Origin of the sequence: Enterovibrio baiacu (assembly GCF_004120195.1) — a bacterium.
Taxonomy (GTDB): Bacteria; Pseudomonadota; Gammaproteobacteria; order Enterobacterales; family Vibrionaceae; genus Enterovibrio; species Enterovibrio baiacui.
Genome location: NZ_SCHN01000013.1, coordinates 177,936 through 201,391, shown reverse-complemented (window position 1 = coordinate 201,391; position 23,456 = coordinate 177,936). Strand labels below are relative to the sequence as shown.

Here is a 23,456-nt window from a genome sequence, read left to right as displayed (position 1 = left end):
TAAAAATAGGCAGTGCAAATGGTATCACTTACCCATTATAAAATTATTTATTTCTTCCAGTATGGGGTGAGGTTAACCAATAGGCCAAAAGCCTAAACGCGATTTTACTTTATGGAAGGCAAGTAAGTTCTGCGTACTTAACCCCACACTGACGGCAATCGCTGCACCGAGCGTGCCCCAAATGTGCGTGAGTATGAAGGTCAATGCTAAGGTGAGCAAGCCTGCGAATACCGTAACATTCCTCATGTCTCGTTCGTGACCGCACATGGTAAGAAGAAACCCAACCGAGCCTGTCATCACATTGATGGTTTGACCAATGGCGAGAATCACCAATAGCGGCGCGCCGAGAACAAAGTCCTCACCAAACAACCGCATAATGTGTTCCGGCCATACCAACACCGCGATGAGCACCGGCAGCGAAAAAGCGATCATTAATCGCGTCGAAAACTGAGCAAGACGTTTTAATTTCTCCATTTCACCCGCGTGAAATAAGGCGGAGAAACGGGGAGCCGCGACGAAATTCACCACCATCAACATAAAGGTGATGAGCAACGAGGTACGTTGCGCGGCGGAGAAATACGCCACATCTTGCGATTGCGTATAAAACCCCACGATGACGACAGACGCCCACGGGATGGCTTGGCCCGTTGCAGCAATGAGCCACAGGTTTGGCGCGGCTTGCCACAAGGCGGGTTTGCCTAAATCGCGGCTATCGATACGGTGCAAAGGTTGGCGAAACCACAACACTAACCCTGAAATCACCACAATGGCGGCAGCGCCCGTATATAAGATGGCGGCGACACTGGCACTTGGCTCAACGGCATAATGTGATAAGCCATAAAGCGCCGGTAGCAGCAACACCGTGACCCCAAGCTGCATGGAACACACAGATGCAATCACACGTCGGGTTGCTTGCAGTGCATAACCATTGAGGAAAAACAGACTGATCAGCGGTATTGCCACAGCAAATGCGCGCATGGCATCAACTGCATCGGGTTTGTCGAACACACTGGTTGATAACCAAGGTGAGAGAACAAATACGATTAGGCCAACTACTGTGCTGGTGGGCACAACCGCGGTATAGGCATTGGTGAATACTTGATTGGTTTCTGTTGCATCTTCTGTCGATGATTTTCCAATGAACCGCAATAGCGCGTTATCCATGCCCAACAAGCTGAGGGTGCCAAGCAAGGTTGCTAAGCTCAACGCAAGGAAGAACAGACCAGATTGGTGTGTTCCCAACGTTCTTGCGGCCACAACGCTAAGCAGAAAAGCAGCCCCCGCAGAAAACACCCGAAACAACGCCGCAAGCGCAGCGTGGAACAGGAACTGCCGACGCTCTGCGGGGAGTTGTTGGAATCGGGTGACAAGGCTTGCGATCATAAATACTTCACCAAGGAAAAACGTAAGGCACGAGAGTAATGACACCCAAGCCGTAGGCCAGTGTTAATGGGAAACCTGCTTTCAGGTAATCCCGAGTTTGGTAGCGGCCTGCTGTAAATACCATCAAATTGGTTTGATAACCAAACGGCGAGAGAAAACTCGCACTTGCCGCAAACGCGACCGTCATGATGTAAGGCAGAGGGTCCACCCCATATTGACCTGCCAAAGCAAGGCCGATGGGAAAGGCAATCGCTGCCGCTGCGTTGTTGGTGATGAGTTCCGTCATCAACCAAGTTGCAATATACAAAATGACGAGCGCACCAAACGGCCCCCAGTGTTGGCTAACCGACATCATGCTGGTGGCAATGATGTCTGCCAACCCTGTTGTTGATATCGCTTGAGCTAACCCCAGTGCCGCGCCAATGACCACCACCAATTCGAAGGGGAAGCGACGGCGTAAATCATGAATGGTGACGATGCGCGACCCAACAGCTGCCGCGATTAACAGCACCAATCCTTTGTACAAGGGCAGCACGTCCATCGCACCTGCCAGCAACACGGCAACGGCACCTAAGCAAAACAGTGTTGATTGACGCGACGTCAGCAGTGCATGTCGACTGCGTTCACCGACCAACACAAAATTCTGGGCGATATTCTCTCGACTGTGGAAGTCTGTGCCGACGGCCAGCACCAGCAAGTCACCACCGCGTAAACGCACTTGTCCAAGACCGCCACGGATGTGGTGGTCGCCCCGTTTTACCGCCACCACTGCCGCGTCAAACTGCGAGCGGAAGTTCAGCGATTTGATGGTTCTTCCCGCCACCATGGCTTGGGGCGTGACGACCACATCCACCAAGTTATCCGACGGTGTCTCTTCCCCTTGTGTCACCAAGGTTAAGCCTTTGAACCTTGCTAATAATGCCGTGGCTTCCAGATCCCCTGAAAACACCAACACATCATCGGCATGCAAAGGCTCCGTAGGGGAGACAGGCGAAATGACACGCTGTTTGCGGATGATCTCGACCAAAAACAAACGTTCGAGATGGCGTAAGCCACTGGCCTCGACCGTTTGTCCGACAAGTGGCGATTCCGCCTCCAATCGACTTTCCAGCAAATAGGACTGTGAGGTTGATTGCTGAGTCACGTCGTTTGTAGGCAAAAGGCGAACAGAAATTAAGACAATGAGCGCGATGCCGATGAAAAACAGCGGCGCGCCCACTAAGGTAAAATCGAAAAAGCCCAGCCCTGGAAGGCCTGCGCTGAGGGTGAACCCATTGACCAGAAGGTTGGTGGACGTCCCTATCAAGGTCATGGTGCCCCCCAAGATGGCAGCATAAGAAAGGGGGATCAGCAGTTTACTGGCAGGGTATGCGGTGTGGGTGAGGCTTCGCATCAAGGTCGATACGACCGCGGTGTTGTTGATCACCGCAGACAACAAACCTGCCGCTAATGTGGATTGCAAGGTGACACGGCGAAGGCTTCCGCGTGTGCACCAATGACCGAGCGCGCTAATCAATGCGGTACGTTCGAGTACCACCGACACCAATACCAATAACACCAATGTTATCAAGGCAGGGTTCGTGAAGTGATTAAACAGTTGAGTCGCAGGCACGATGTCGAGCAGCAGCAGCACCGCAAACACAGCACCAAACACCAAAGCGGGGCGAGCACGGGTCAGCATTAAGGTTGCGAGAAGCCCGATAATGAGCAACGCCACTACCCACATCATGGTTTAGGCCCCATAGATATCAATGAGCGCGCTGCGTTGTTTTTCCGCACTGAAAGCGTCGTTAATCGACACCAATGAGGATTGGTAATCAGGATGCTGAGGGTTTCGGCAATAATCCACGATTTGCTTCGCCATGGCATCTGGCGTGCTAACGAGGAAAGGATAATGCAGGTTCTGGGTCGCGCCGATGATCCGCAATACCATTGGTACATTGAGACGTGCAGCTTCAAGCAAGGTCAAAGGCATGCCTTCCCACGCCGCGGTGTGTAAATACAAATCCGCATCTTTAAGGGTTTTCATGAGGACGTGGTGAGGGATCATTCCCGTGACATCCACGCCTGCCGCTCTCAGTTCTTGTTCTTTGTCTTGGTCACCTCCGCCCAGCCACTGCAGTTGGACTTGGTTAAACTCTGGAAAGCTTCTGAGGTGGTCAATGGTTTCCAGTAGGAACTCTGGGTCTTTTTGGGGCGAAACGCGGCCCACAATGACTACTTTAATACGCGGCGTCTCTGCCTGTTGCGTGTTGTCATCTGGGGAGGCTTGCGAGTCTTCCATCAGTTCAGGGCTGAGCTCGGCATAGTTATTTAGATGAACCGCGCGCTTTGCGCCCAATTCTAAACCCAGCTCGCACTCTCGCTCGCTACATCCGGCGATGACATCAATACGCGATAAACCGAGGGTTTCTAAACGCATATAGATTTCTTGCTTCCAATCCGGAATATCACGACGCTCAAAGGCATAACAATGCGGGGTATATACGAGCTTTGCATTGCCCTTAGGCAGAAAGCGGCACAGAAACCCTGCGAAGCTAGAGTGTAAGTGAATGATATCTGGTTTGTACTGAAGCACGGCTTTACGCGCGCAGCGATAGAAATGAAGCAAGCCACCGTCGACCGTTTCGACCTCGTCAAACACGTTTTTGATGGCAAGGCCTGTGTCATCTTGAGGGCGCAATCTCGCAAGAAGAAGGTGGCGAATGGGATCACCTTCAGTGGATTTGGCGTAGCTACACAATGCGGTTTGAATGCCGCCACCAAAGGCCTCTGTAATATGAAGCACCGTTTTCATTCGCGTCCCCATTTTTGTTTAAAGCGTGCGATTTCATCTTCGCTATACACGGCCCTGTAAATGGGTGCGTCGTAAAGGCTGAACAAGCGCTCAAACGGGTACGTTTCTTTAAAGCGCTGATACAAGGCTGAGTACCATTTATTGGAGGCTTCATTACTGGATTGTAGCGAGAAATCTGTCTGATCTAAAAACGCGCCCAGCACGTCAGCGGATTGGTTGATGGCTTCGCATTTCATCAGCAGCACATCGCAACCCTTTTCCTGAATACGCCAATGTGTCTGGGTTGGATCGGTCAGGTGTGGCATGACATCAACACCAAATTGACGCTTAAGCTCTCGGTCGAACCATTCCGTGAAATAGTCATGGCGTAGCTTGTTATCAAACGCATCGATGAGGTGGCTAAGTGTCGCGTCCATGTCGCCGTGAATGGCGTTGTTTTTCTTTCCTTCAATCAATTGAATGTGAAGGTCTTGGAAAAAGCGTGAAACCACGGTCGCAACAGGATCGCGCACAAGCGTGATGATCTTAATGTGATCGCGTTTTTTCAGAATACGCAGCCTGTGAGCGAGCGTGAGTCTGTATGCGGCGCGGATGTGCCAGTCAAAGAAACAGGCGACATCAGACGTATTGCGGTACATCTGAAACTCTTCGTTATCGTCGAAGGTATGAATGTGCCAGCTTGGAATGTTGCAGTGCTCTAACGATGCCTCAATGGAGGATGAGCCAACTTTACCCATTTGGTACACCAACACAAAATTAGGCTCTCGCAGTGTTTGGTCAAACGCGCGTTGTCGGGCAAGGCTGAACTTCATTACTTCTCCTCATGAGGGGGGATTGGGTCTGTGATAATGGATGCACTCGTTGGGAGCGATGAGGGTGTTGATTCGCGACTCACTGAAACGGCACGGTCACTGTTGGTTCTCTGAGAGAGGCTTCGTGCGAAAGATTCAGTGCGAACATTGATAAACAGGGGTAGCAAAAACATCAGCATGATGGTGCTGTTGACGGCCACAAATAGCACCATGGAAAGAATGTATACCCCCAACAAGAAGGCAACAGGGTTTTCCATGCGAGCACGGAAAAGGCGCATCAGTGAAATCAGGAAACCGCCGATCAAAATGGACAAACCAACCGCGCCATATTCAATGGCCACATCAAGTGCGAAGTTGTGGGTGTAAATGGCTAACACTTCATTTTGGAAGTAGGGCGCGATGTGTGCAGGGAGCATTTTAGGGCCGACACCGAAGATCGGATACTCTTGGAATAACGAGAAGCCGTTTGCGAGCAGCAGTTTTCGCCATACTTCCGAGTTCCACTGCGCGGCTTGTTGGTCCGCAAACAGGATGTCGAACTGCGTAAATTCGAGGGTATCTAAAATACTGTTGAGCCCGACCATGTACCAAACGGAGAATGCCGACAGTAGGCCGCCAAAGATGACAAAGGTGATGATGGCGACGCGTGTGGTTCGCTCTCTCGGGTGATGAGTTTGCTGACAAAAGAGGTGATCACAGGCAATCATCATCACGACACCCAGCAACGCTTTACGCTCTTCTGACATCACCAACAGAACAAATGCGATAGCAAATAAAATACGGCTATAGCTGATGTGTTGGCGCAACAGATAGATCATTGCACAGGTAAACCCGAAGAAGTATTTGGTGTTAGCCAATTGCTTGAAATCCGGCATGCCGGGTTGTGCCAAGTGCCAAGCCGCGGTGTACAACGAACCTGCCAGCGCATACAAGGCAACCAGCGAGAGAAATCGCGGTGATGCCAGTAAACCGGCTTGATGCAACATGCCCAAAAATGCAGCGACAGACAGCCACTGAATCATCTCAATGAGCACAAATTTAGCCGGCGCATCACTGAGTGTGCCCGCCAGCAAGATATAAAGTACAAACAAGAAAATGAAGCTAGAGGCTTGAATGGTTGAGTGGTACAAGCGCCCACGGGCAGTCGCAACGCCCATCACACCTAAAGAGGCGATGCCAATGAGATCGGCGATATACAGTTCAATGCCCGATAGATTGGTTTTCAACGGGACAAAGAAAAGGATGACTGCAAACGCAGCAAGATGCTCAACTGACCGTGCCATCTACCAATCCTTGATATGTTTGATAGTAATGCGTGCGGAAGGCATCAAGCGTAAATATCTGGCAGCGAGAGATGGCATATTCAGATGCGGCTTGATAGGCGTTCTCGTCCTCGCACAGGCGTTGAATGGCAGAGGTTAATGCGTGTGCATTGCCGAGTTCGAACAGATAGCGTTCATCTCCCATGACTTCACTCAGACCCGGCACATTGCTCGCAAGCACTGGCAAGCCTGCTGCCATGCCTTCAACTGCGGCCAAGCCAAACCCTTCGACACTTGAGCTTTGTACGTACACATCGAGCGTATCTAAAAAGGCGGGAATGTCGGTTAACACGCCATGAAAAATGACGCGGTTTTCCACCCCGAGTTCTTTGACCAACGCCATGTATTCATCACGACGATCACCATCGCCGGCAAAATGCAGTTCGTAGTTTTCAGGTAGTTCTGCCAAGGCGCGGATCACGGTAGGGTGATCTTTGTAGGCATGGAATCTTCCCACCATGCCAATGCGACGCGGCTGTTCAGGCGCAGGCTGCGATTTGACGTTTAATGGATACTTGGTCAGATCAACGCCATTAAAAATAACACGATAGTGCTTTTTATACTGTGGCAAAAAATCTTCCAGTGCATCTTTAACCTGCTCGGTGATACACACTGTGACTTGGTAGCGCCAGTAAAGAAACAGCTCAAACGGTTTCATCCAGACATGATCACGTCGACGATTGTGGGTCGCGTGTTCGGTCTGAACGCGCTTTTTACCAAATGCCGCTAACGCGAGGTATATCGAAGGGAAAAGGTGACCATGAATTACGTCTGGCCAGCGCAAAGCCTGCCACTTTTCCTTCCATGACAGGTGCTCCCACACATCGCACTTTACGCCGAGAGCGTCCAATTCTTCGCAAAAATCATTGGTATCTTCGAGCGTGATAACGCGGATGTCATAGCCTTGCGGCGGAGGTGAAACCAAATCAATCACAAACCGCTGAGCGCCGCCATTTCGAGACAGATCATTAATGATATGAAGTACTTTCACGCTCATTGTCGCGGTATTCTCCCTGTTGGCATCGCACGCTATGCTGTTCACCGTTTCCCTTCCTCTCGCTCGTCGTCTTATTCGACTGACTTCGCTTCCCACTCAGGGAAGTTTTCGCGAATGTAGCGGTTCAGCGCAATTTCTGCGTCTGTGTATTGGCGTGTCGCTTTCGCTTCTTTTTGCGTGTGCAGTGCTTCGACCATGCCTGCCGCAATCGTGATATTGGTGAGCCTGTCGATAATGATGAAGGCACCTGTTTTCTTCACTGAGGCGTAGTTGTCCGCAGCGACAGGGGCATTCAAGTGCAAATCGACAAGGCCAATTTCATTGAGTGCGAGCGCATCAGAAGAGAGCTCTTCAAACGTATTGATATCAATCTTGTGGTGAACGTTTGTCACTTGGCCCGTCAGGCTGTGGCTGGCAAATTTGAAGTCATAGTCGCGGCCTGTTTTCAGCGCGTCTTGTGCCATCCATACCAGTGACGCCGAAAGGTGATCTGTGAGCTCTGGTGCTGTGTCGGCGTGGGTGATCATGTCGCCACGCGAAATATCAATTTCATCAGCGAGTGTGACGGTCACGGCGTTGTTGGGTGCAACGGCATCAAGTTCGCCGTCGTAAGTCACGATGCTAGTGACGGTGCTGGTTTGGCCGGATGGCAGTGCCATCACTTCATCACCTTTACGTAAAATGCCCGACGCTAATGTGCCGCAGTAGCCACGAAAATCGAGGTTAGGGCGGTTGACGTATTGCACGGGGAAGCGCATCAGATCGAGGTTTTGGTCACGGCTGATCTCAACGGCTTCTAACATGCCCATCAAAGGCAAGCCTTTGTACCAAGGCGTGCTGTCGCTCAGCGACACCACGTTATCGCCAGCAAGCGCTGAAATCGGTACATAGTGAACGTCTTTAATGCCAAGCTGGTCGGCCATGGCTTGGTATTCTGCTTTGATGTTTTCAAAAACGGTTTCGTCGAAGTCCACCAAATCCATTTTGTTGATCGCAACCACTACGTGGCGAATGCCCAACTTGCTGACGATGTAGCTGTGGCGACGCGTTTGCGTGAGCAAGCCTTTGCGTGCATCAACCATCACAATGGCCAGTTCGCAGTTCGATGCGCCTGTTGCCATGTTACGGGTGTATTGCTCGTGCCCTGGGCAGTCAGCAATGATGAATTTGCGTTTTTCTGTTGAGAAATAGCGGTAGGCAACGTCAATGGTGATACCTTGCTCGCGCTCTGATTGCAGGCCGTCGACCAGCAAGGCGAGATCAAGGTTTTCGCCAGCGTTACCGACGCGGGCATTGTCTTTGTGTAGGCTTGAAAGGTGATCTTCAAAGATCAACTTGGTGTCGAACAGCAGGCGTCCGATCAAGGTGGATTTACCGTCATCCACGCTGCCGCACGTCAGTAGGCGCAGCAGGTCTTTGTTTTCGTGTTGGTGAAGATACGCTTCAATATCCGAAGCTATCAAATCTGAGCTGTGGCTCATGGGTCACTCCTTTGCAGGCAAGCAATAATCTAAATGGGTAATAGCGAGGCTTTGTTAGAAGTAGCCTTCTCGTTTTTTCTGCTCCATCGAGCCCGCTTGGTCATGGTCAATCACACGGCCCTGACGTTCTGATGTCTTGGTGAGCAACATTTCCTGAATGATTTCAGGCAGTGTTGCTGCCGTTGACTCCACGGCACCTGTCAGTGGGTAACAACCTAAGGTTCGGAAGCGTACCGACTTCATTTCAGGCTTTTCGCCATCTTCAAGCGGCATGCGTTCGTCATCGACCATGATCAAGGTGCCATCACGTTCAACCACTGGGCGCTTCTCAGAGAAGTAGAGCGGAACGATTTCGATGTTTTCCATGTAGATGTATTGCCAGATATCCAGTTCGGTCCAGTTTGACAGTGGGAAAACACGGATGCTTTCGCCTTTGTTTACTCGGCCGTTGTAGGTATCCCACAACTCTGGGCGTTGGTTTTTTGGATCCCAACGGTGGTGTTTGTCGCGGAACGAATAGACACGCTCTTTCGCGCGGCTTTTTTCTTCGTCTCGGCGCGCACCGCCAAATGCGGCATCAAAACCGTATTGGTTCAGTGCTTGTTTCAAGCCTTGGGTTTTCATGATGTCAGTGTGTTTGGCACTGCCATGCACGAACGGGCTGATGTTCATGTCCACACCGTCTTGGTTGATGTGAACTTTCAAATCTAACCCGTGCTTTTTAGTGAATTCATCACGGAAGGTAATCATTTCCTTAAACTTCCACGTGGTATCCACATGGAGCAGAGGGAAAGGCGGCTTACCTGGATAAAATGCTTTCATCGCTAGGTGGAGCATGACGGCCGAATCCTTACCAATCGAGTACAGCATCACAGGGTTATCAAACTCTGCGGCGACTTCTCGAATGATATGAATCGACTCGTTTTCGAGTTGTTTCAAATGGGTTTGGTTCAGCGAAATCTTGTCCACCATGTTCAGTCCCTTTTTACGTTGCCAGCAAATATTGCTGGTGGAACGCATTGATAAATTCAGATAGTTGTTCAGCAGGCAGTGCGTTGATGCCTGCGGCTGCTTTGCGTCCGCCCCCGGTTGGGAACTTTGCAGCGAGTTCGTCAGCGCCGACGCGGTTTTTGAGTGGCGCACGGATGCTGACCAAGTAGTTGCCATCGGCTTTTGCTGTGATAACAGCATTCGCACGGGCAGGGTCTTGGTTGGCGAGATCGTTGGAGTACACACCGCTAATGCGTCGCGCCCATGCTTCGTCGGGCAGCATAAATACGCGCGATCCTGCTTCTTCTGAAACAGGCACAATGGATGCGGCTTTTTCGGTATCGCTCAAATAGCCTTGCTCTAACGTGGAATACACATCAGGGCGCTCGGCAATAAAGTTGAACGGTGAAGGATAAGGAGCAAGAAGGCGGTAGAGTTCTGCCGGCGAAAACAGTAAATCAGCCAAAGAAGCGCCATACCCGTTGTAGTTCAGGTAGGTGCCAAATTGCTTGAGTTTTTCTTTGTCTGCGCCGCTTAGCCCTGACTTGTTTGCCAAGGTATCTGCGACGGCAAACAAGTTGTCGCCATATGCCCCCACCAATGCCCATTCGCGATATTTGCCTTCAAGCAACTTATCGACAATTAAGCTGGTGCAGGTGTTGGCTGCGGTGTTGATGTGCGTCGTCAGCGCGGTGTGTTCAGGTATCTCATCAGGGTTATGATGATCCACGTAGAACACGCGCACGCCTTGAGACAATAGATTGTCCAATGCTGCGCGGTTCTTTCCCATCGCCACGTCTAACACGGTGACGTCCTGTGCAACGGCCGGATCCACTTGTTTGAGTAAGGCGATATCTCGCTTTACACCCGTGATCAACTTGCTGTTCTTGGGGGTCGCAAGTCGGAGTTGGATCAGTGCACAAATCCCATCGGCATCGCCGTTAAATACATCAAAACTTGTTTTCATTATTATGGTATTTCCTTATTACCTTGAAGGCGTTAACTCGCCTCTAAGGTACCATCGTCCCTTGTATTGTTGTTGTAGTAACCATAGTGCAGCTTGTATTTTTCCTCTGCATATTTGCTTGATAGCTGGTTCAATACAACGCCATCTACAGGGATGTCATGACGGACAAGTTGTCCGACTGAATGGTTAATTTGTTGTTCGGTTGTCACTTCCGCTTTCACGACCAAAATCATGCCGCCCGCCAATCGACCCAGAATCAGACTGTCACTCACAACGTGAATCGGTGGTGTATCCAACACGATTCGGTCGTACGTTTGCTTGAGCTGTTCAAGCAGTGTGGCGAACTTCGGCGAGCTCAATAACTCTTGTGGGTTAGGCGGCAGAAGGCCTGCTGGCAACACATCAAGTTGAGACACGTCATCGTGGTAAATGCACTCTGTCACGTCTGTGCCCATGACCAATACATTGGTCAGTCCTGGTTGGTTTTTCGGCATTCCGTAACGTTGACCAATGGCTGGCATGCGAAGGTCACAGTCAATAAGAAGTGTGCGTTCCATTTTTGCCAGCGATTGTGCAAGGTTCAGTGCCACTGTGGTTTTCCCTTCTGAAGGAAGAGAGGATGTCACAGAGAGAACATTGCGCTTCGAGTTGGTCAGTGTCAGTAGAATTGACGTGCGAATGGTCCGAACGGATTCGCTAAATAAGGTGGCGTCGGGATCGTAATACAAGGTGTGATCCAACGGGGTGTTCTTAAAGCGTCGCGCCTTGACGCGTGGCAGGAATCCTAAATGCTGCAATCCTAGCTTCTCTTCAATATCATCCGGTTTTTCAATGGTATTGCGGTATGCATCAGCAAGGAAAGCGCAGACTATGCCTAGCAGCGCTGCGAATGCGGCGCTGATCACGATTAGCTTCGCCGTCTGTGGGCGATAAGGGTTTTGGGGTGTTTTTGCGATGTCCGTAAAGCGCGCCTGAACGTCTTGGAAGTCGCTGGTGGCGTTGGTTTCTTTCTCGCGGTTCAAGAAGATTTCGTAAAGCTGGCGGCTAGATTCCACATCACGTTTAAGCGAATCATATTGCGCACGCTTGCTGCTGATGTTTTGGTATTCACCTTTCTTCACGTTCAATTCAGCCGTCAGTGCTTTTTCGTTTTTACGTGCACTGGACAGCTCTTTCTCAATGCCACGTGCCAGCTCTCTGATCACCGTGTTTGCGCGATTTTGTACAGCAGCGAGCTGTGCTCGTGCTTGGATCATTTTGTCGTGCTTAGGACCATAACGCTTTGCTAACTCAGACACTTTTCGCTCAGCATCTGTTTCGGCGTTTTTAACGTCACGCACCTGTGGGTGATTGGAAATTTCAGGAACAGACAGTAAGCCATCGCCTGTTGCCCCTTTGTTTTGCAACAAGGAGAAGAGGCTCTCTGCAGCAACACGACGCTCTTTTGCTTCGGAGACGCGAATGGTCAGGTTTGTGAGTTCTGTGCCCGCCAGCTCGTCGATGTCGCTGAGCTCGATAAGGCCTTCCAGTTTCAAGAATTGCGTCAGTGCAGTTTCAGCTTCGGCAAGGTTATCTTTCAAACCGCCAAGGCGTTCATTGATCCAAATAGAAGCCGTTTGTGTGGCCACCAATTTCGCTTCAAGGTTTGACTCGATATATGCCTGACCAATGGCGTTAGCCACTTTCGCGGCCAGCATTGGGTCAGCAGAATCAAAGTGGATTCTGACTAACTGTGTGTTTCGAATCGGTTCAATCGCCATGTGCGATTTGAACTTACGCAATACCGCCAGCTTGGCCGCATCGCTGTTTGGATCTTCTGATGGCTGTGATGCAGCAGGTAGGTAGTCGCCTAACAGCGGAATATTTTTAAGTATGCTGAGCAACTTGTCACGGCCAGAAGGTTGGCCAACCAGGTTGTTGAACTCGCGCACTTGTCCAATGCCCAACTCCTCAATCACGTTCTCTGCGATGTGGTTGGAACGAAGGATCTCAAATTGGGTTTGGTAATACTCTTTCTTACTGGTATCAAGCGCATAAACTTCTTCAATAGAAATAGCGTTACTGGCTTGCGCCTCGATCAGCAAAGTAGCAGTTGCACGATACACGGGCTGGATCATCAAGATCAGCAACGTAGAGATAAGGGTGACGATCGCGACAAACGCCGTGATGGGTACCCAATAACGTGCAATAACGCCTAAATAGCGTTTTAGGTCGAGACCTGACGGCTCCGATCCTTGGTTAGGCTCTATCAATTTCATTGAGCGATGTCCTTTCGTTTACTTACAGCAGCGCTAAAAAAAGCTCTGTTCAACCACGATGATGTCACCAGGGCCAACAGATTGAGACAGACCGACGTTCTTTTGAGTCGTGGATTTTTTACTGTCTGTCTTTTGAATTTTGTTTCTCGATGCGCGGTCGGTAAAACCGCCAGCAATCGCTATCGCTTTCGCGACCGTGAGACCGGGTTGATAGTCGTACCCACCAGGCTGATTGACTTCGCCATTGACGTAGAATTTACGGAACTGAATCACATTAACCGTGACTTTGGGGTCAATGAGATAATCACCGCGAAGGCCTCTTTCAATCGTACTTTGTAGCTGTCCAACGGTTTTTCCCGCCGCTTGCAGACGCCCTAAGTACGGGTAATCGAATCGACCTTGTGTGCTGAGTAGAATGTCCATGGAGAGATCTTCTTCGCCATAAACCTTGATGGAGATCCGATCGCCATCATCCAGCACGTACTGCTCGGTTTCCGCATGAGCAACGCTCATGGAAAACAGGAACATCCATATCCATAGTAATTTTTGCATTTAAAGGCTCACTTCCATTCCCAAGAAGAACCGAGTTTGATCATAACTAAACCCAGTGAACGTAGAATCTCGGTCAAACTTGCTGACGCCGACAGTGACATCCCACCAACGCGCCAAACTATAAGTTGCCGAAATTTCAGCCAGCGTATCGTCGTCTACGCGGATATCGCCGGGGTATTCATTTTTTCCATATCTGACCGTTGCAAGCGTGCTAAATCGCGGCGTCCAGTAATGTTCCCAATCCACTTTTACGGAACGGTCTTTTACATAGTCAGCGTTTAAATCCGGGTCGCGTGCGTAATCGCGCGTTTCCAGACGTAATTCGCTGTATTCCGCAGGTCTCCAACTGATGTTGGCGCGCCAACTAAAGCCTTGGAATGTTTCTCTGCCGCTGTTATCAAAATCCTTGTTTTGAACACCAAACAGCAACTTACCCTGTGTTTTCCCCGTGATATCCCACTCCAAACCGCCATACAGCGTGGAGTTGGTGTTATCACGCGAAATCACATTAGGATCTGTTTCATCATAGGTTCTGTCTTCTATGCGCCCGACAGCGACGGCATAGAAGTAGTTGGACACGGCGTAGTAAAACTCGCCACCCACATAAGGTTGTGTCCAATCGTAAAAGCGCGTGTGCTGAACAGAGTTCGTCATAAAGGTGGCATCGTCGTAATCTTTTACGTCATAGCCAACAATACCGACGAGGCGGCCCTTTGCCCCTATCGCACCATAGGTATAGCGCGTGTTGAATTGGTGGTAATCGAAACGTAAAGGCTCATCGACGGAAAGGCTGTAGCCTTCTGTCAGCCCTGTACCGCGCTCTTCATTGATACTTTCGTAGATGTAGTTAACGCGCAGCCGGTGTCGAATGTCGAACATCCAAGCAGCACCAATGTGGGCTTTGTGGTCAACATAGCTGTCTTCACTGCTGTCGTTGTAGTTAACCGCATCGAGGCGGTAGTCAAACTGGTAAGTACCACGATCAGTCTGGAAAAGTGCAATGACCTTTGGCGTGATCGTCAACATGGGGGAGCTGACGGTGTCCGTCATTGTTCGACGAACGTTATCATTGTGCCCAGCGCTCATTTCCACCGTAGGGGTAATGTCGATCCCATTTTCTGTTTGGTACGCCAAAGGCTCTACCGCCGCAACAGACATGGGCAGCGCACTGAGTGTGACAAGACAGCTTACTTTGTTACTCACACCACTCTCCTTAGTAGGCCGTTTTACCAACGAACCCTTTAAAAACCGTCGCAAAGACGATCTTTATGTCCATCCACAGTGACCAGTTTTGAATGTATTCCAAATCAAATTGGATACGCTTTTCCATTTTATCGAGTGTGTCTGTCTCGCCACGGTAGCCATTGATCTGCGCCCAACCCGTGATGCCTGGTTTTACTTTGTGGCGAAGCATGTAGCGATCAACAATCGCGCGGTATTGTTCGTTGTGTGCCACGGCATGAGGGCGAGGACCAACGATTGACATCGAACCTTGCAGTACGTTGAAAAACTGCGGCAATTCATCCAACGACGTACGGCGAATGAACGCACCAAAACGGGTGACGCGAGGGTCATTCTTCGTGGCTTGTTTTACGTCATCGCCGTTATCCATGACGGACATGGAACGGAACTTCCACACATCAATTTTTCGACCGTCTAAGCCATAGCGGTATTGCTTAAAGATGATCGGACCGGGTGATGACAGTTTCACGCCAGCAGCGACAAACAGCATGATGGGCGAAATCATGAGCAGGATAAGAATCGATAAAACGATATCTTCCATGCGTTTTGTCCATGCCGCTAAACCGTTAAATGGCGTGTCGTGCACACTCAGTGTGTGGACATGGCCGACGGTTTGCCAACGGCTATGCAGTAAGTTGTAAGTGAAAAAATCTGGCACGAGATACGTGGTTGCTGTGGTGTCAGCAAACAGGTTTAGGTAGCGTGCAATACGGTCTTTTGCGTGCATTGGCATGGCAATATAGACATGCTGTAACTCGCCGCGTTTGGCCTGCTCTAACGCATCATCAACTTTGCCGAGCATAGGTGCAGGCAAACTGCCTTCGATGCGGTCCGCACCGCGATCTTCATAGAAGCCCGTTAGCTTGATGCCCAAGGCATGGTTGCGTTGGAATTCACGGGCAAGATCAATGCCGTTTGCCGTGGTGCCAATAATGGCGGCACGGCGCGTATTAATGCCGCTGTTACGAAGATGGCTAAGTGCCATTCGCGCACTATAGCGCCACAGCACAAGGCTGATGGAGCCGAGTAAAAACCACAGCATCATGACGGCACGCGAATACTCAATGCCGCTTTGGGTAAAGAAGAAATAGGTAACAAGTACGGCGCTCGCACCAAACCAAGGAAGTAGGGTGGCAACCATTTGACCTTGAAAATTACTGACACGCCACGAACGATAAAGGTGCGCACTTTCTGCAAACAGCAAGAAGCACACTGCGGTTAGCGTGACGATGAGTAGATAGTCTTGGTACAGTTGTCCCAAGTAAAGCCAGCTTGCTACGGCTAGCGTTCCTCCAATCACGGCCAAATCACATAATCGATAGAGGATGGCGAATTCTGTGCCGTGTGTGCGAATTTTTCTGCTGTCCATAATGCAGGCTCACAATGTTGTTGCATGAGTTTGAATAAGAGTGATTTTTTTTAATTCTTATACTTAAAAAGTAAACCACTCATCCCAAGCTCGCTAGCGAGGGAAGCGTTTGTTCTAGTTGCTATAGGTTCCCAACAAGCGTGCACAGTAAAACAGCATGCGATAACTCAGAGAAGATGAAGTTTGTCCTATTTTCAAACATGATATTCCAGTTGCAGTGCACTAGCGTTTTTATGCGTAAAGAACAATTAGTTAACAAATTGCCCATCTAGTGTGACATCCATCACGTGCATATTGCCTTGCTGTACTTTTATTAAGACAAAGTGTGAAAAGACCAAAGTTCAACACTCATCCAAATATAAACGTCAAAGTAAGTCACTCAGTCTTTAGTCGGTATTAAGACTGAGTGGTGTCTAGATTATTCCTCACGAAATGCGCGGTTAAAACTCTCAGTTAAAGGCTTAGTCAAGTAGTTAAGTGGTGTACGTGGTTCTGTCAAAAGCATGACTTCTGCCTGCATTCCTGGATAGAGAACAATGCCGTTTAGCATCTCTTGCACGTCATCCACTAATTCAACCCGCGCAAGGTAGTAAGCAAGGCCGGATTGTTCATCAACGAGACGGTCAGCAGAGACGGTCAACAGTTCGCCATTCAAGGGCTTCACACTGCGCATGCTCAGCGCCGTCAGGCGGATCTGTGCTTTCATGCCGGCACTGACCTGATCGATGTCTGACGGGTCGACACGTGCTTCAATCACCATGCGTTCGTTGTTAGGGACAATGTCGAGCAACTCTTGTCCTGGTGAGATCACCCCTTCTTCAGAGAAGACTTGGAGGTTAAGCACGGTACCGTTGAGCGGGGCGATGATTTTTGTTCTGTTGAGAACATCGGTCGCTGCTGCGATCTGTTGGTCAAGCTCATAGCTCTCTTGACGACTTTCACGCAAACCTTCCACGATTTCCTTTATGCGCTCCAATTCTTGCTCTTTGAGCTGTGCTTGGCTTTCTGCCACGTTCTGCGCAAGGCGGGTGGCGTTAGATTGAATTTGGCTAATGGTACTGAGTATCTGGGTCTCTTCACGTTCAAGACGAAGTACCTGTGTTTTACTCACATACCCTTTTTCTGCCAGCTTACGGTTACCCGCGATTTCCTCACCGATGATAGAAAGGCGACGTTTCTCAATGGTTAAGCGCTTTGATTGACCATCTAATTCCGCTTCATTTTGCGCGAGTTGCTTGTTGATGATTTCTTTTTGGGATTCAAAGAACCCACGGCGTGCGACAAAAATGCGGTGTTGGTTCGTCAGGAGCTCTTCAACGCGAGGGTCATCTTCATCATCTAGCAAAGATTGGGGGAATACGATGCCTTTTAGGTTGTCGCGTTCAGCAATCAATCGTGCTTCGCGAGCCTGCGCATTGCGTTTGTTGTTCACAAGAAGTTCAAGCTGTGAGCGGGCTTGGGTGTCATCAAGCATGATGAGGGTTTGCCCTTTCTCGACAGTATCACCTTCTGCTACGGTGAGGCGGCTAATGATGCCGCCTTCCAAATGTTGAACGGTTTTACGCTGGCTATTAACGGTCACAATGCCTGGCGCAATGGATGCGCCATCGAGTTTGCTAAACACTGCCCATACGCCAAAGGTGCCGAAGAACAATGCGATAATGGCGAAGCCGGTGATAGCAAGCGGACGAATTGCTGGAATTGCCATTATTTACTTCCTCCTTTTGACGTGAGGGCGGCGCTTTGTTCAAGCAGAGGTTTTAAGACTTCGTCACGATCGCCAAAGGCGCGAATTTGGGTGTCTTGCAGCACCATGAGTTTATCCATTGATTGCATCATACTTGGTCGGTGGCCAACCAAAATAACGGTGGCTTTACGTGATTTGAGATAGGTGATAGCCCGTTGCAGCGCCACTTCGCCGACACCGTCAAGGTTGGCATTTGCTTCATCAAGAATGACAAGGCGAGGGTCGCCATACAAAGCGCGAGCGAGTGCAATACGTTGACGCTCGCCCCCTGACAGCCCAAGGCCTCGTTCGCCAACAACAGTGTCGTAGCCTTGTCGTTGACGCAAAATGAGATCATGACACCCTGCAAGTTTGGCGGCTTGAATGACAAGCTCCGGATCGCCGTCTGACATGCGCGCGATGTTCTGGCGAATGGTGCCAGGGAATAGCTCGACATCTTGAGGCAGGTAGCCACAGTGCGGACCAAGATCGTCCGGATCCCACTTGGCGACGTCCATGTTATCTAAGCGCACACAACCCGCGTTCGCGGTTAAGTTGCCCAGTAACAGTCGCGCAAGGGTTGATTTACCTGTCCCCGATGGCCCAATCACGCCCAGCGCTTCACCCGCAGCGAGTTTAAAGGTAATGCCATGCAGCACAGGTTCTGATTGCCCAGGGTGAAAGTAAGTCACTTTCTCAACAGATACCGCCCCATTGGGTTTAGGCAGCGGCATTGATTTTGCGCGCTCAGGGAACATTGGGATCTGCTCTTTCAGGCGCTGATAGCTTTGTCGGGCTGAAATCGCCGTTCCCCATGCACCAATGGCTTGTTCAACGGGCGCAAGGGCGCGAGACATCAAAATAGAACTCGCAATCATGGCACCGGCTGTGAGTTCGTTTTCGATCACTAACCATGCACCCACTCCCAGCATGGCAATCTGTAGCAGCATGCGAATGAACTTTGATGTGGCGGTGAGGGTTGCCCCTTTTGAGTTCGCAACGATTTGGCCTTCGATGCTTTTGCTGTTCAAGCTGCTCCAATTTTTGATGAAGTTCGGCATGATGCCCATGGCTTCAATGGCATCAGCATTACGTGCTGCTGATTCAGCTTGCTGCATTGCGAGAATGGCGGATTCATTGGCTGTCTTGTGCGCTTTACGTGTCACGGCATCATTCACGAGGGCAATGATGAAAAGAATGACAGCACCGATAGTCGCGATAAGGCCGAGAATAGGGTGCAAGAAGAAAACGAACGTCAGAAACACTGGCGTCCAAGGTGCATCCAGAGCGGGGATGACCGAGTTTCCGCCGATGAAGCCGCGGATTGCGGCGACATCACGCAAGCTCTGCACGGAAGCTGAAATACCTTGGCGAAGCTGTGCGGCAATGCTGCCGCTGAGAATGTCAGGTGACAGGCTTTGGTCAAACCAAGCACCAATACGCACCATGACACGGGTACGTACGCTTTCGAGTACTGCCATCGTGAGGAGTGCGAACACCGTAATGACAGTCAGTAATAAGAGGGTATCAATAGAGCGCGAACCGATAACGCGATCGTAGATTTGAAGCATGTAAATGGGTACAGCAAGAACAAGTAAATTGATGACGCAACTAAAAGCAATAACCAATAGGAGCGCTTTCTTACATTGATCTAATGTCGTTTTTAATTGATTTTCTGTAGTCAAAGACATGGCAAACCTAGCGCAAATACCTTACTCCAAACTGATAACTTCAGTTGGTGCAGAGGGTTAAAGTGAATTCTTAAAAAAGACAACCAGCATTCACGCTGGTTGTCTTGAGTATAGTTCGCTTACCGTCAGACAATCTGAAAGTCGTCAGCAGTAAGATCTGTAACCGAAATATTGTTAAGAGTAATGCTTGAACCGTTATCCAGATCAATCACTGTGTTGTTGCCGACTTGTGTCATATCCAGTGAGGCAAAATCTGTGTCGCCAGATGCACGGATGAAGATCAGATCGACGCCGACTTCGAAATCGGTTACGCGGTCGCTGCCTGTGCCTTGCTCCAACACGTTGTCGAAAAAGAACGTATCTGCACCGCTACCACCGATAAGAAAATCGTTGCCAGTACCGCTGACAAGCGTGTCGTCACCAGAGCCACCAAACAGACGATCTTGACCTGAGTTCGCATACAAGGTGTCATTTCCGATGCCACCGAGAACATCGTCATTGCCTTCGCCGCCAAAGAGGATGTCATCACCACTTCCGCCGCCAACGTAATCGTCACCTTCACCGCCACGAACTACGTCGTTACCGCCGCCGCCGATCAAGAAATCGTCGCCGCTTCCGCCGAAGATAGTGTCATCACCACCAAAACCAATGATGCGGTCATCGCCACCAAAGCCATTGATCGTGTCTGCGTCTGGAGAACCACCTAGCGTGTCTACGCCACTTGTACCGTTAATTAAAGCCATGTTTCCCTGTGTCCTTTGTAAAGTTGCCTAAAGCAATTGAATGAATACCAACGTTGACGTTTTCTTTGTTTTTAGAATGTTCGGCAAGCGTTAAAACATGGGGAGGCCTGCCAATTTTTGAGCAGGTATACTTTGACGCAGTCGACATTTTTATGTTGTCTCAATCTTGAGTGGGATTGAGAAAATGTCGTCATGGCTTGAAGCGGATTTATTGGTACAAATCAGCAGGTTCGTGAATGTGACACGACCATGTGACTTCTTGTTTTTTTCTATTTCTCTAAGTAAATCAAGGTGATTAGGTGTGCCTTGGTTTTTAAATATGTAGTGTCTAGGTTGTTAAGCATGCGGTTTAATAAAGGACTCTCAATATTGAGTTAGGGTCGCAATGTCGGGGCGGTGGGTGTGAGATTTCTTTGTTCGCGACGATGAAAACGTCCTTAGGCGCATTCAACAAGGAAGGGAAAATGAATTGTAAAGCAGGCAGCGCAAGGTTTGTGTGCTGCCTACTCATGAGATGTCGTGAAAATTATTTAGACGATATGGAAATCACTCGCAGATAAATCAGTGGATGTAATGCCGTTGAGGATGAAGCTTGAGCCGTCCGCAAGGCTTATTAACGTATTGATACCCACTTGAGAGATGCTGAGTGACGCGAAATCAGTGTCACCTGTTGCGCGAATAAACAATGTGTCTATGCCTATTTCGAAATCGACAACGCGATCGTCGCCGGTGCTGGTGCCAAGAATGTTATCGAAAAGAAATGTATCGGCACCTGAACCCCCAATAAGGAAATCGTTGTCGATACCACTTACTAACCAATCATCGCCGTCTCCGCCAAACAATCTATCGTTGCCAGACACTGCAAATAATAAGTCGTTACCTATGCCTCCAAGTACATCATCATCGCCTTCTCCTCCGAAAAGGATGTCATCACCGCTACCGCCACCAACTACATCGTCGCCAATACCGCCGCTCACGAAGTCGTTGCCAGCACCACCTGTCATCAGGTCATTACCTCTGCCGCCGAACACATTATCGTCTCCGCCGAACCCTACTTTTACGTCATCTCCTCCAAAGCTAAAAATATTGTCAGATTCATCTGTGCCATAAAGCGTTTCCGCTACAGCGGTGCCATTTATGTCAGCCATTGTCCTGCCCCTTTCTTAAATGAGCTACTAAGAAAGCCAACTGGGTCATCATATGTTTTTTAGTTATGTTGCAGGGTGTACTGAGGTGAATAGATGTGAGGATAAAGCGCACACCATGCCTTATGACTATGGTGTATTACTCTATACAGAGGTGTCTCGATTTTGCGGGAATATAAGGAAACACTTATAAAAGCCTTTCCTTATAACAAGTTAGCCTTGGTAGTCGAGGCCGATGACTGACAGGTTGTTCTTCGCCCAGAATACCGCTTGAACACGGTTCTTAACGTTGATTTTCTTGAAGATATTATACAGGTGAGACTTTACGGTATGTTCTGACACGAACAAGCTGTCTGCGATTTCGCTGTTGGACGCGCCCGTGACCAGCTTACGTAAAATCTGCTGCTCTCGGTTAGTCAGACAAATCTCTGAATAATCGATCGCATTGTTGTTGTTCTGCTGGTAGTAGTGGATGAGTTCAGCCAATTTTTGGCGGGGTAGCCAGTATTCACCAGAAAGCATTTTTTCGATGCCGTGGCACAAATGTTCGAGGTCATCTTCTTTTTTGAAGACACCTTTGATGAACGGCCAGCTTGCAAGTTCCTTGGCAGACAAGTCGTGCGCATTAAACAGTGCAAAAACATGTTGCTCGCTAAATGGCGCAAGACTTTGTTTCACATAGTTCACTGCATCGCCTTCGAACGCGCTCAAATCGATAAGCACAAGGCCGGAAGACGTTGCGAGTTTGTCGCCAATTTCTTGCTTTTCCACCAGCGCCACACTGCTCTCTATTTCTTTCTCGAGGCAGGAAATCAACGCATTGATTGTCATGCTAGGTTCAGAAACAAGCAGGATAGTGTATTTGTCTGAGGTGGTTTCAATGATTGGCATGTGTATCCCTAATGCTTTAAATAAGTACGAAGCGGTTTCCCTCACCGACACTCGGTGGTGTATCTGGAACATGGTTCGCAAAATATATTAAGTCGCAGCATTCTAACTGCACATGCTGAAACGGATTCGTATCATTTCTTGAACTCTTTGATGAACAGCACACTGCGATGCTTCACTCAAACTCCTTGTAAGTCTAATACAATTTGCGCTTTGTCGTCGTTTCTTCACTCGATGTTTTTGATTTCATTCGTGCAAATATGAAACTAATGGAGCCTTTTTAACGAGTCCACAGAATCAATTCAAAGCTGTGAAGAATTTTCCCGCATCTGTTATCATCATCGTTTAAGCGCTAATCGCGCATTTCGATGCCGTAATGAAAAGGTTTGGGAGCAAAATATGGCCAGCCGTGGTGTAAACAAAGTAATTTTGATTGGCAACTTGGGTAATGACCCTGAAGTTCGCTATCTGCCAAATGGCGGTGCAGTTGCTAATCTGACCGTTGCGACCTCAGAAACGTGGCGCGACAAGAACACTGGCGAGAACAAAGAGATGACCGAATGGCACCGTGTGGTGATGTATCGTCGTCTTGCAGAGATCGCGGGTGAGTACCTGAAAAAAGGGTCTAAAGTGTATTTGGAAGGCCGCCTGCAAACACGTAAGTGGCAGGGTCAAGATGGTCAAGACCGTTACACGACTGAAATCGTAGCGAACGAAATGCAAATGCTAGACAGCCGTTCTGGTGGTGGCATGGGCGGTGGTCAAGGCCAACAAGCTCAACAGTCGCAGCAACAAGGTGGTAACTGGGGTCAGCCTCAGCAACCTTCTTACCAGCAGAAGCCACAGCAACAAGCACCTCAACAACAAAATCAGGCGCCTCAGTACAATGACATGCCTGATTTTGATGATGACATTCCGTTTTAATCACACAGTGATGAAAACACCTTCAATCGTCTTGGTATGATTGACATGAATGCATAAACAAACCCTGCTTCGGCGGGGTTTGTTGTTTTCGGCTTCATGATTTTCCTCCTTAACGCCTTTCACACCGCTTTCCCTCACTAAAACCGTCAACATCCTTCTGTATTGAATA

Annotated in this window: 19 protein-coding genes; 1 reads left to right on the top strand and 18 read right to left on the bottom strand. The window is 49.4% G+C overall.

Going from position 1 to position 23,456, the window contains the following annotated elements:
* Nucleotides 1-72: 72 nt before the first annotated feature.
* The 18 genes from EQP46_RS15585 to EQP46_RS15500 all read right to left on the bottom strand — a co-directional run bounded on the left by EQP46_RS15585 (nt 73) and on the right by EQP46_RS15500 (nt 22,366).
* Nucleotides 73-1,383, bottom strand: a complete 1,311-nt coding sequence (locus EQP46_RS15585) for a flippase (RefSeq protein ID WP_129494525.1) — start codon at nt 1,381-1,383, stop codon at nt 73-75.
* A 7-nt stretch (nt 1,384-1,390) separates the two neighbouring features.
* The gene (locus EQP46_RS15580; protein WP_129494524.1) at nt 1,391-3,112 is read right to left on the bottom strand and encodes an SLC13 family permease; all 1,722 of its coding nucleotides are present in this window, start codon (nt 3,110-3,112) and stop codon (nt 1,391-1,393) included.
* A 3-nt stretch (nt 3,113-3,115) separates the two neighbouring features.
* Nucleotides 3,116-4,180 carry a glycosyltransferase family 4 protein gene (locus tag EQP46_RS15575; protein WP_129494523.1) on the bottom strand — a complete coding sequence of 355 codons (1,065 nt, stop codon included), beginning with the start codon at nt 4,178-4,180 and terminating at the stop codon, nt 3,116-3,118.
* Nucleotides 4,177-4,992, bottom strand: a complete 816-nt coding sequence (locus EQP46_RS15570) for a putative capsular polysaccharide synthesis family protein (protein WP_129494522.1) — start codon at nt 4,990-4,992, stop codon at nt 4,177-4,179. The genes EQP46_RS15575 and EQP46_RS15570 overlap by 4 nt, the downstream gene beginning before the upstream one ends.
* Nucleotides 4,992-6,275, bottom strand: coding sequence for an O-antigen ligase family protein (locus tag EQP46_RS15565; RefSeq protein WP_129494521.1), 1,284 nt, complete (start codon nt 6,273-6,275; stop codon nt 4,992-4,994). Before EQP46_RS15565 ends, EQP46_RS15570 begins: the two co-directional genes overlap by 1 nt.
* Nucleotides 6,259-7,311 carry a glycosyltransferase gene (locus EQP46_RS15560; RefSeq protein ID WP_129494540.1) on the bottom strand — a complete coding sequence of 351 codons (1,053 nt, stop codon included), beginning with the start codon at nt 7,309-7,311 and terminating at the stop codon, nt 6,259-6,261. The genes EQP46_RS15565 and EQP46_RS15560 overlap by 17 nt, the downstream gene beginning before the upstream one ends.
* A gap of 71 nt (nt 7,312-7,382) precedes the next feature.
* Nucleotides 7,383-8,792, bottom strand: coding sequence for a sulfate adenylyltransferase subunit CysN (gene cysN, locus EQP46_RS15555; RefSeq protein WP_129494520.1), 1,410 nt, complete (start codon nt 8,790-8,792; stop codon nt 7,383-7,385).
* A 54-nt stretch (nt 8,793-8,846) separates the two neighbouring features.
* Nucleotides 8,847-9,764, bottom strand: a complete 918-nt coding sequence (gene cysD / locus EQP46_RS15550) for a sulfate adenylyltransferase subunit CysD (protein ID WP_129494519.1) — start codon at nt 9,762-9,764, stop codon at nt 8,847-8,849.
* Nucleotides 9,765-9,777: 13 nt separating this feature from the next.
* A complete protein-coding gene (locus EQP46_RS15545) occupies nt 9,778-10,749 on the bottom strand; it encodes a DHH family phosphoesterase (RefSeq protein ID WP_129494518.1) in 972 nt (323 codons plus the stop codon).
* 32 nt (nt 10,750-10,781) lie between these two features.
* Nucleotides 10,782-13,007, bottom strand: coding sequence for a GumC family protein (locus tag EQP46_RS15540; protein ID WP_129494517.1), 2,226 nt, complete (start codon nt 13,005-13,007; stop codon nt 10,782-10,784).
* 33 nt (nt 13,008-13,040) lie between these two features.
* On the bottom strand, nt 13,041-13,559 hold the full coding sequence (locus tag EQP46_RS15535; protein WP_129494516.1) for a polysaccharide biosynthesis/export family protein: 519 nt from the start codon (nt 13,557-13,559) through the stop codon (nt 13,041-13,043).
* The gene (locus EQP46_RS15530) at nt 13,560-14,762 is read right to left on the bottom strand and encodes an outer membrane beta-barrel protein (protein WP_129494515.1); all 1,203 of its coding nucleotides are present in this window, start codon (nt 14,760-14,762) and stop codon (nt 13,560-13,562) included.
* A 10-nt stretch (nt 14,763-14,772) separates the two neighbouring features.
* Nucleotides 14,773-16,170, bottom strand: a complete 1,398-nt coding sequence (locus tag EQP46_RS15525; RefSeq protein WP_129494514.1) for an undecaprenyl-phosphate glucose phosphotransferase — start codon at nt 16,168-16,170, stop codon at nt 14,773-14,775.
* Nucleotides 16,171-16,588: 418 nt separating this feature from the next.
* Nucleotides 16,589-17,878 carry an HlyD family type I secretion periplasmic adaptor subunit gene (locus EQP46_RS15520; protein ID WP_129494513.1) on the bottom strand — a complete coding sequence of 430 codons (1,290 nt, stop codon included), beginning with the start codon at nt 17,876-17,878 and terminating at the stop codon, nt 16,589-16,591.
* On the bottom strand, nt 17,878-19,587 hold the full coding sequence (locus EQP46_RS15515) for a type I secretion system permease/ATPase (protein ID WP_129494512.1): 1,710 nt from the start codon (nt 19,585-19,587) through the stop codon (nt 17,878-17,880). The genes EQP46_RS15520 and EQP46_RS15515 overlap by 1 nt, the downstream gene beginning before the upstream one ends.
* Before the next feature lie 125 nt (nt 19,588-19,712).
* On the bottom strand, nt 19,713-20,330 hold the full coding sequence (locus tag EQP46_RS15510) for a calcium-binding protein (RefSeq protein WP_129494511.1): 618 nt from the start codon (nt 20,328-20,330) through the stop codon (nt 19,713-19,715).
* Nucleotides 20,331-20,860: 530 nt separating this feature from the next.
* Nucleotides 20,861-21,478 (bottom strand): calcium-binding protein, encoded by a 618-nt coding sequence (locus EQP46_RS15505; protein ID WP_129494510.1) that lies wholly within the window; start codon nt 21,476-21,478, stop codon nt 20,861-20,863.
* A 210-nt stretch (nt 21,479-21,688) separates the two neighbouring features.
* Nucleotides 21,689-22,366 carry a LuxR C-terminal-related transcriptional regulator gene (locus EQP46_RS15500; protein ID WP_017008108.1) on the bottom strand — a complete coding sequence of 226 codons (678 nt, stop codon included), beginning with the start codon at nt 22,364-22,366 and terminating at the stop codon, nt 21,689-21,691.
* Nucleotides 22,367-22,762: 396 nt separating this feature from the next.
* Here EQP46_RS15500 and ssb point away from each other — a divergent pair, with 396 nt between their 5' ends.
* On the top strand, nt 22,763-23,287 hold the full coding sequence (gene ssb, locus EQP46_RS15495; RefSeq protein ID WP_129494509.1) for a single-stranded DNA-binding protein: 525 nt from the start codon (nt 22,763-22,765) through the stop codon (nt 23,285-23,287).
* The last annotated feature ends 169 nt before the right edge of the window (nt 23,288-23,456 follow it).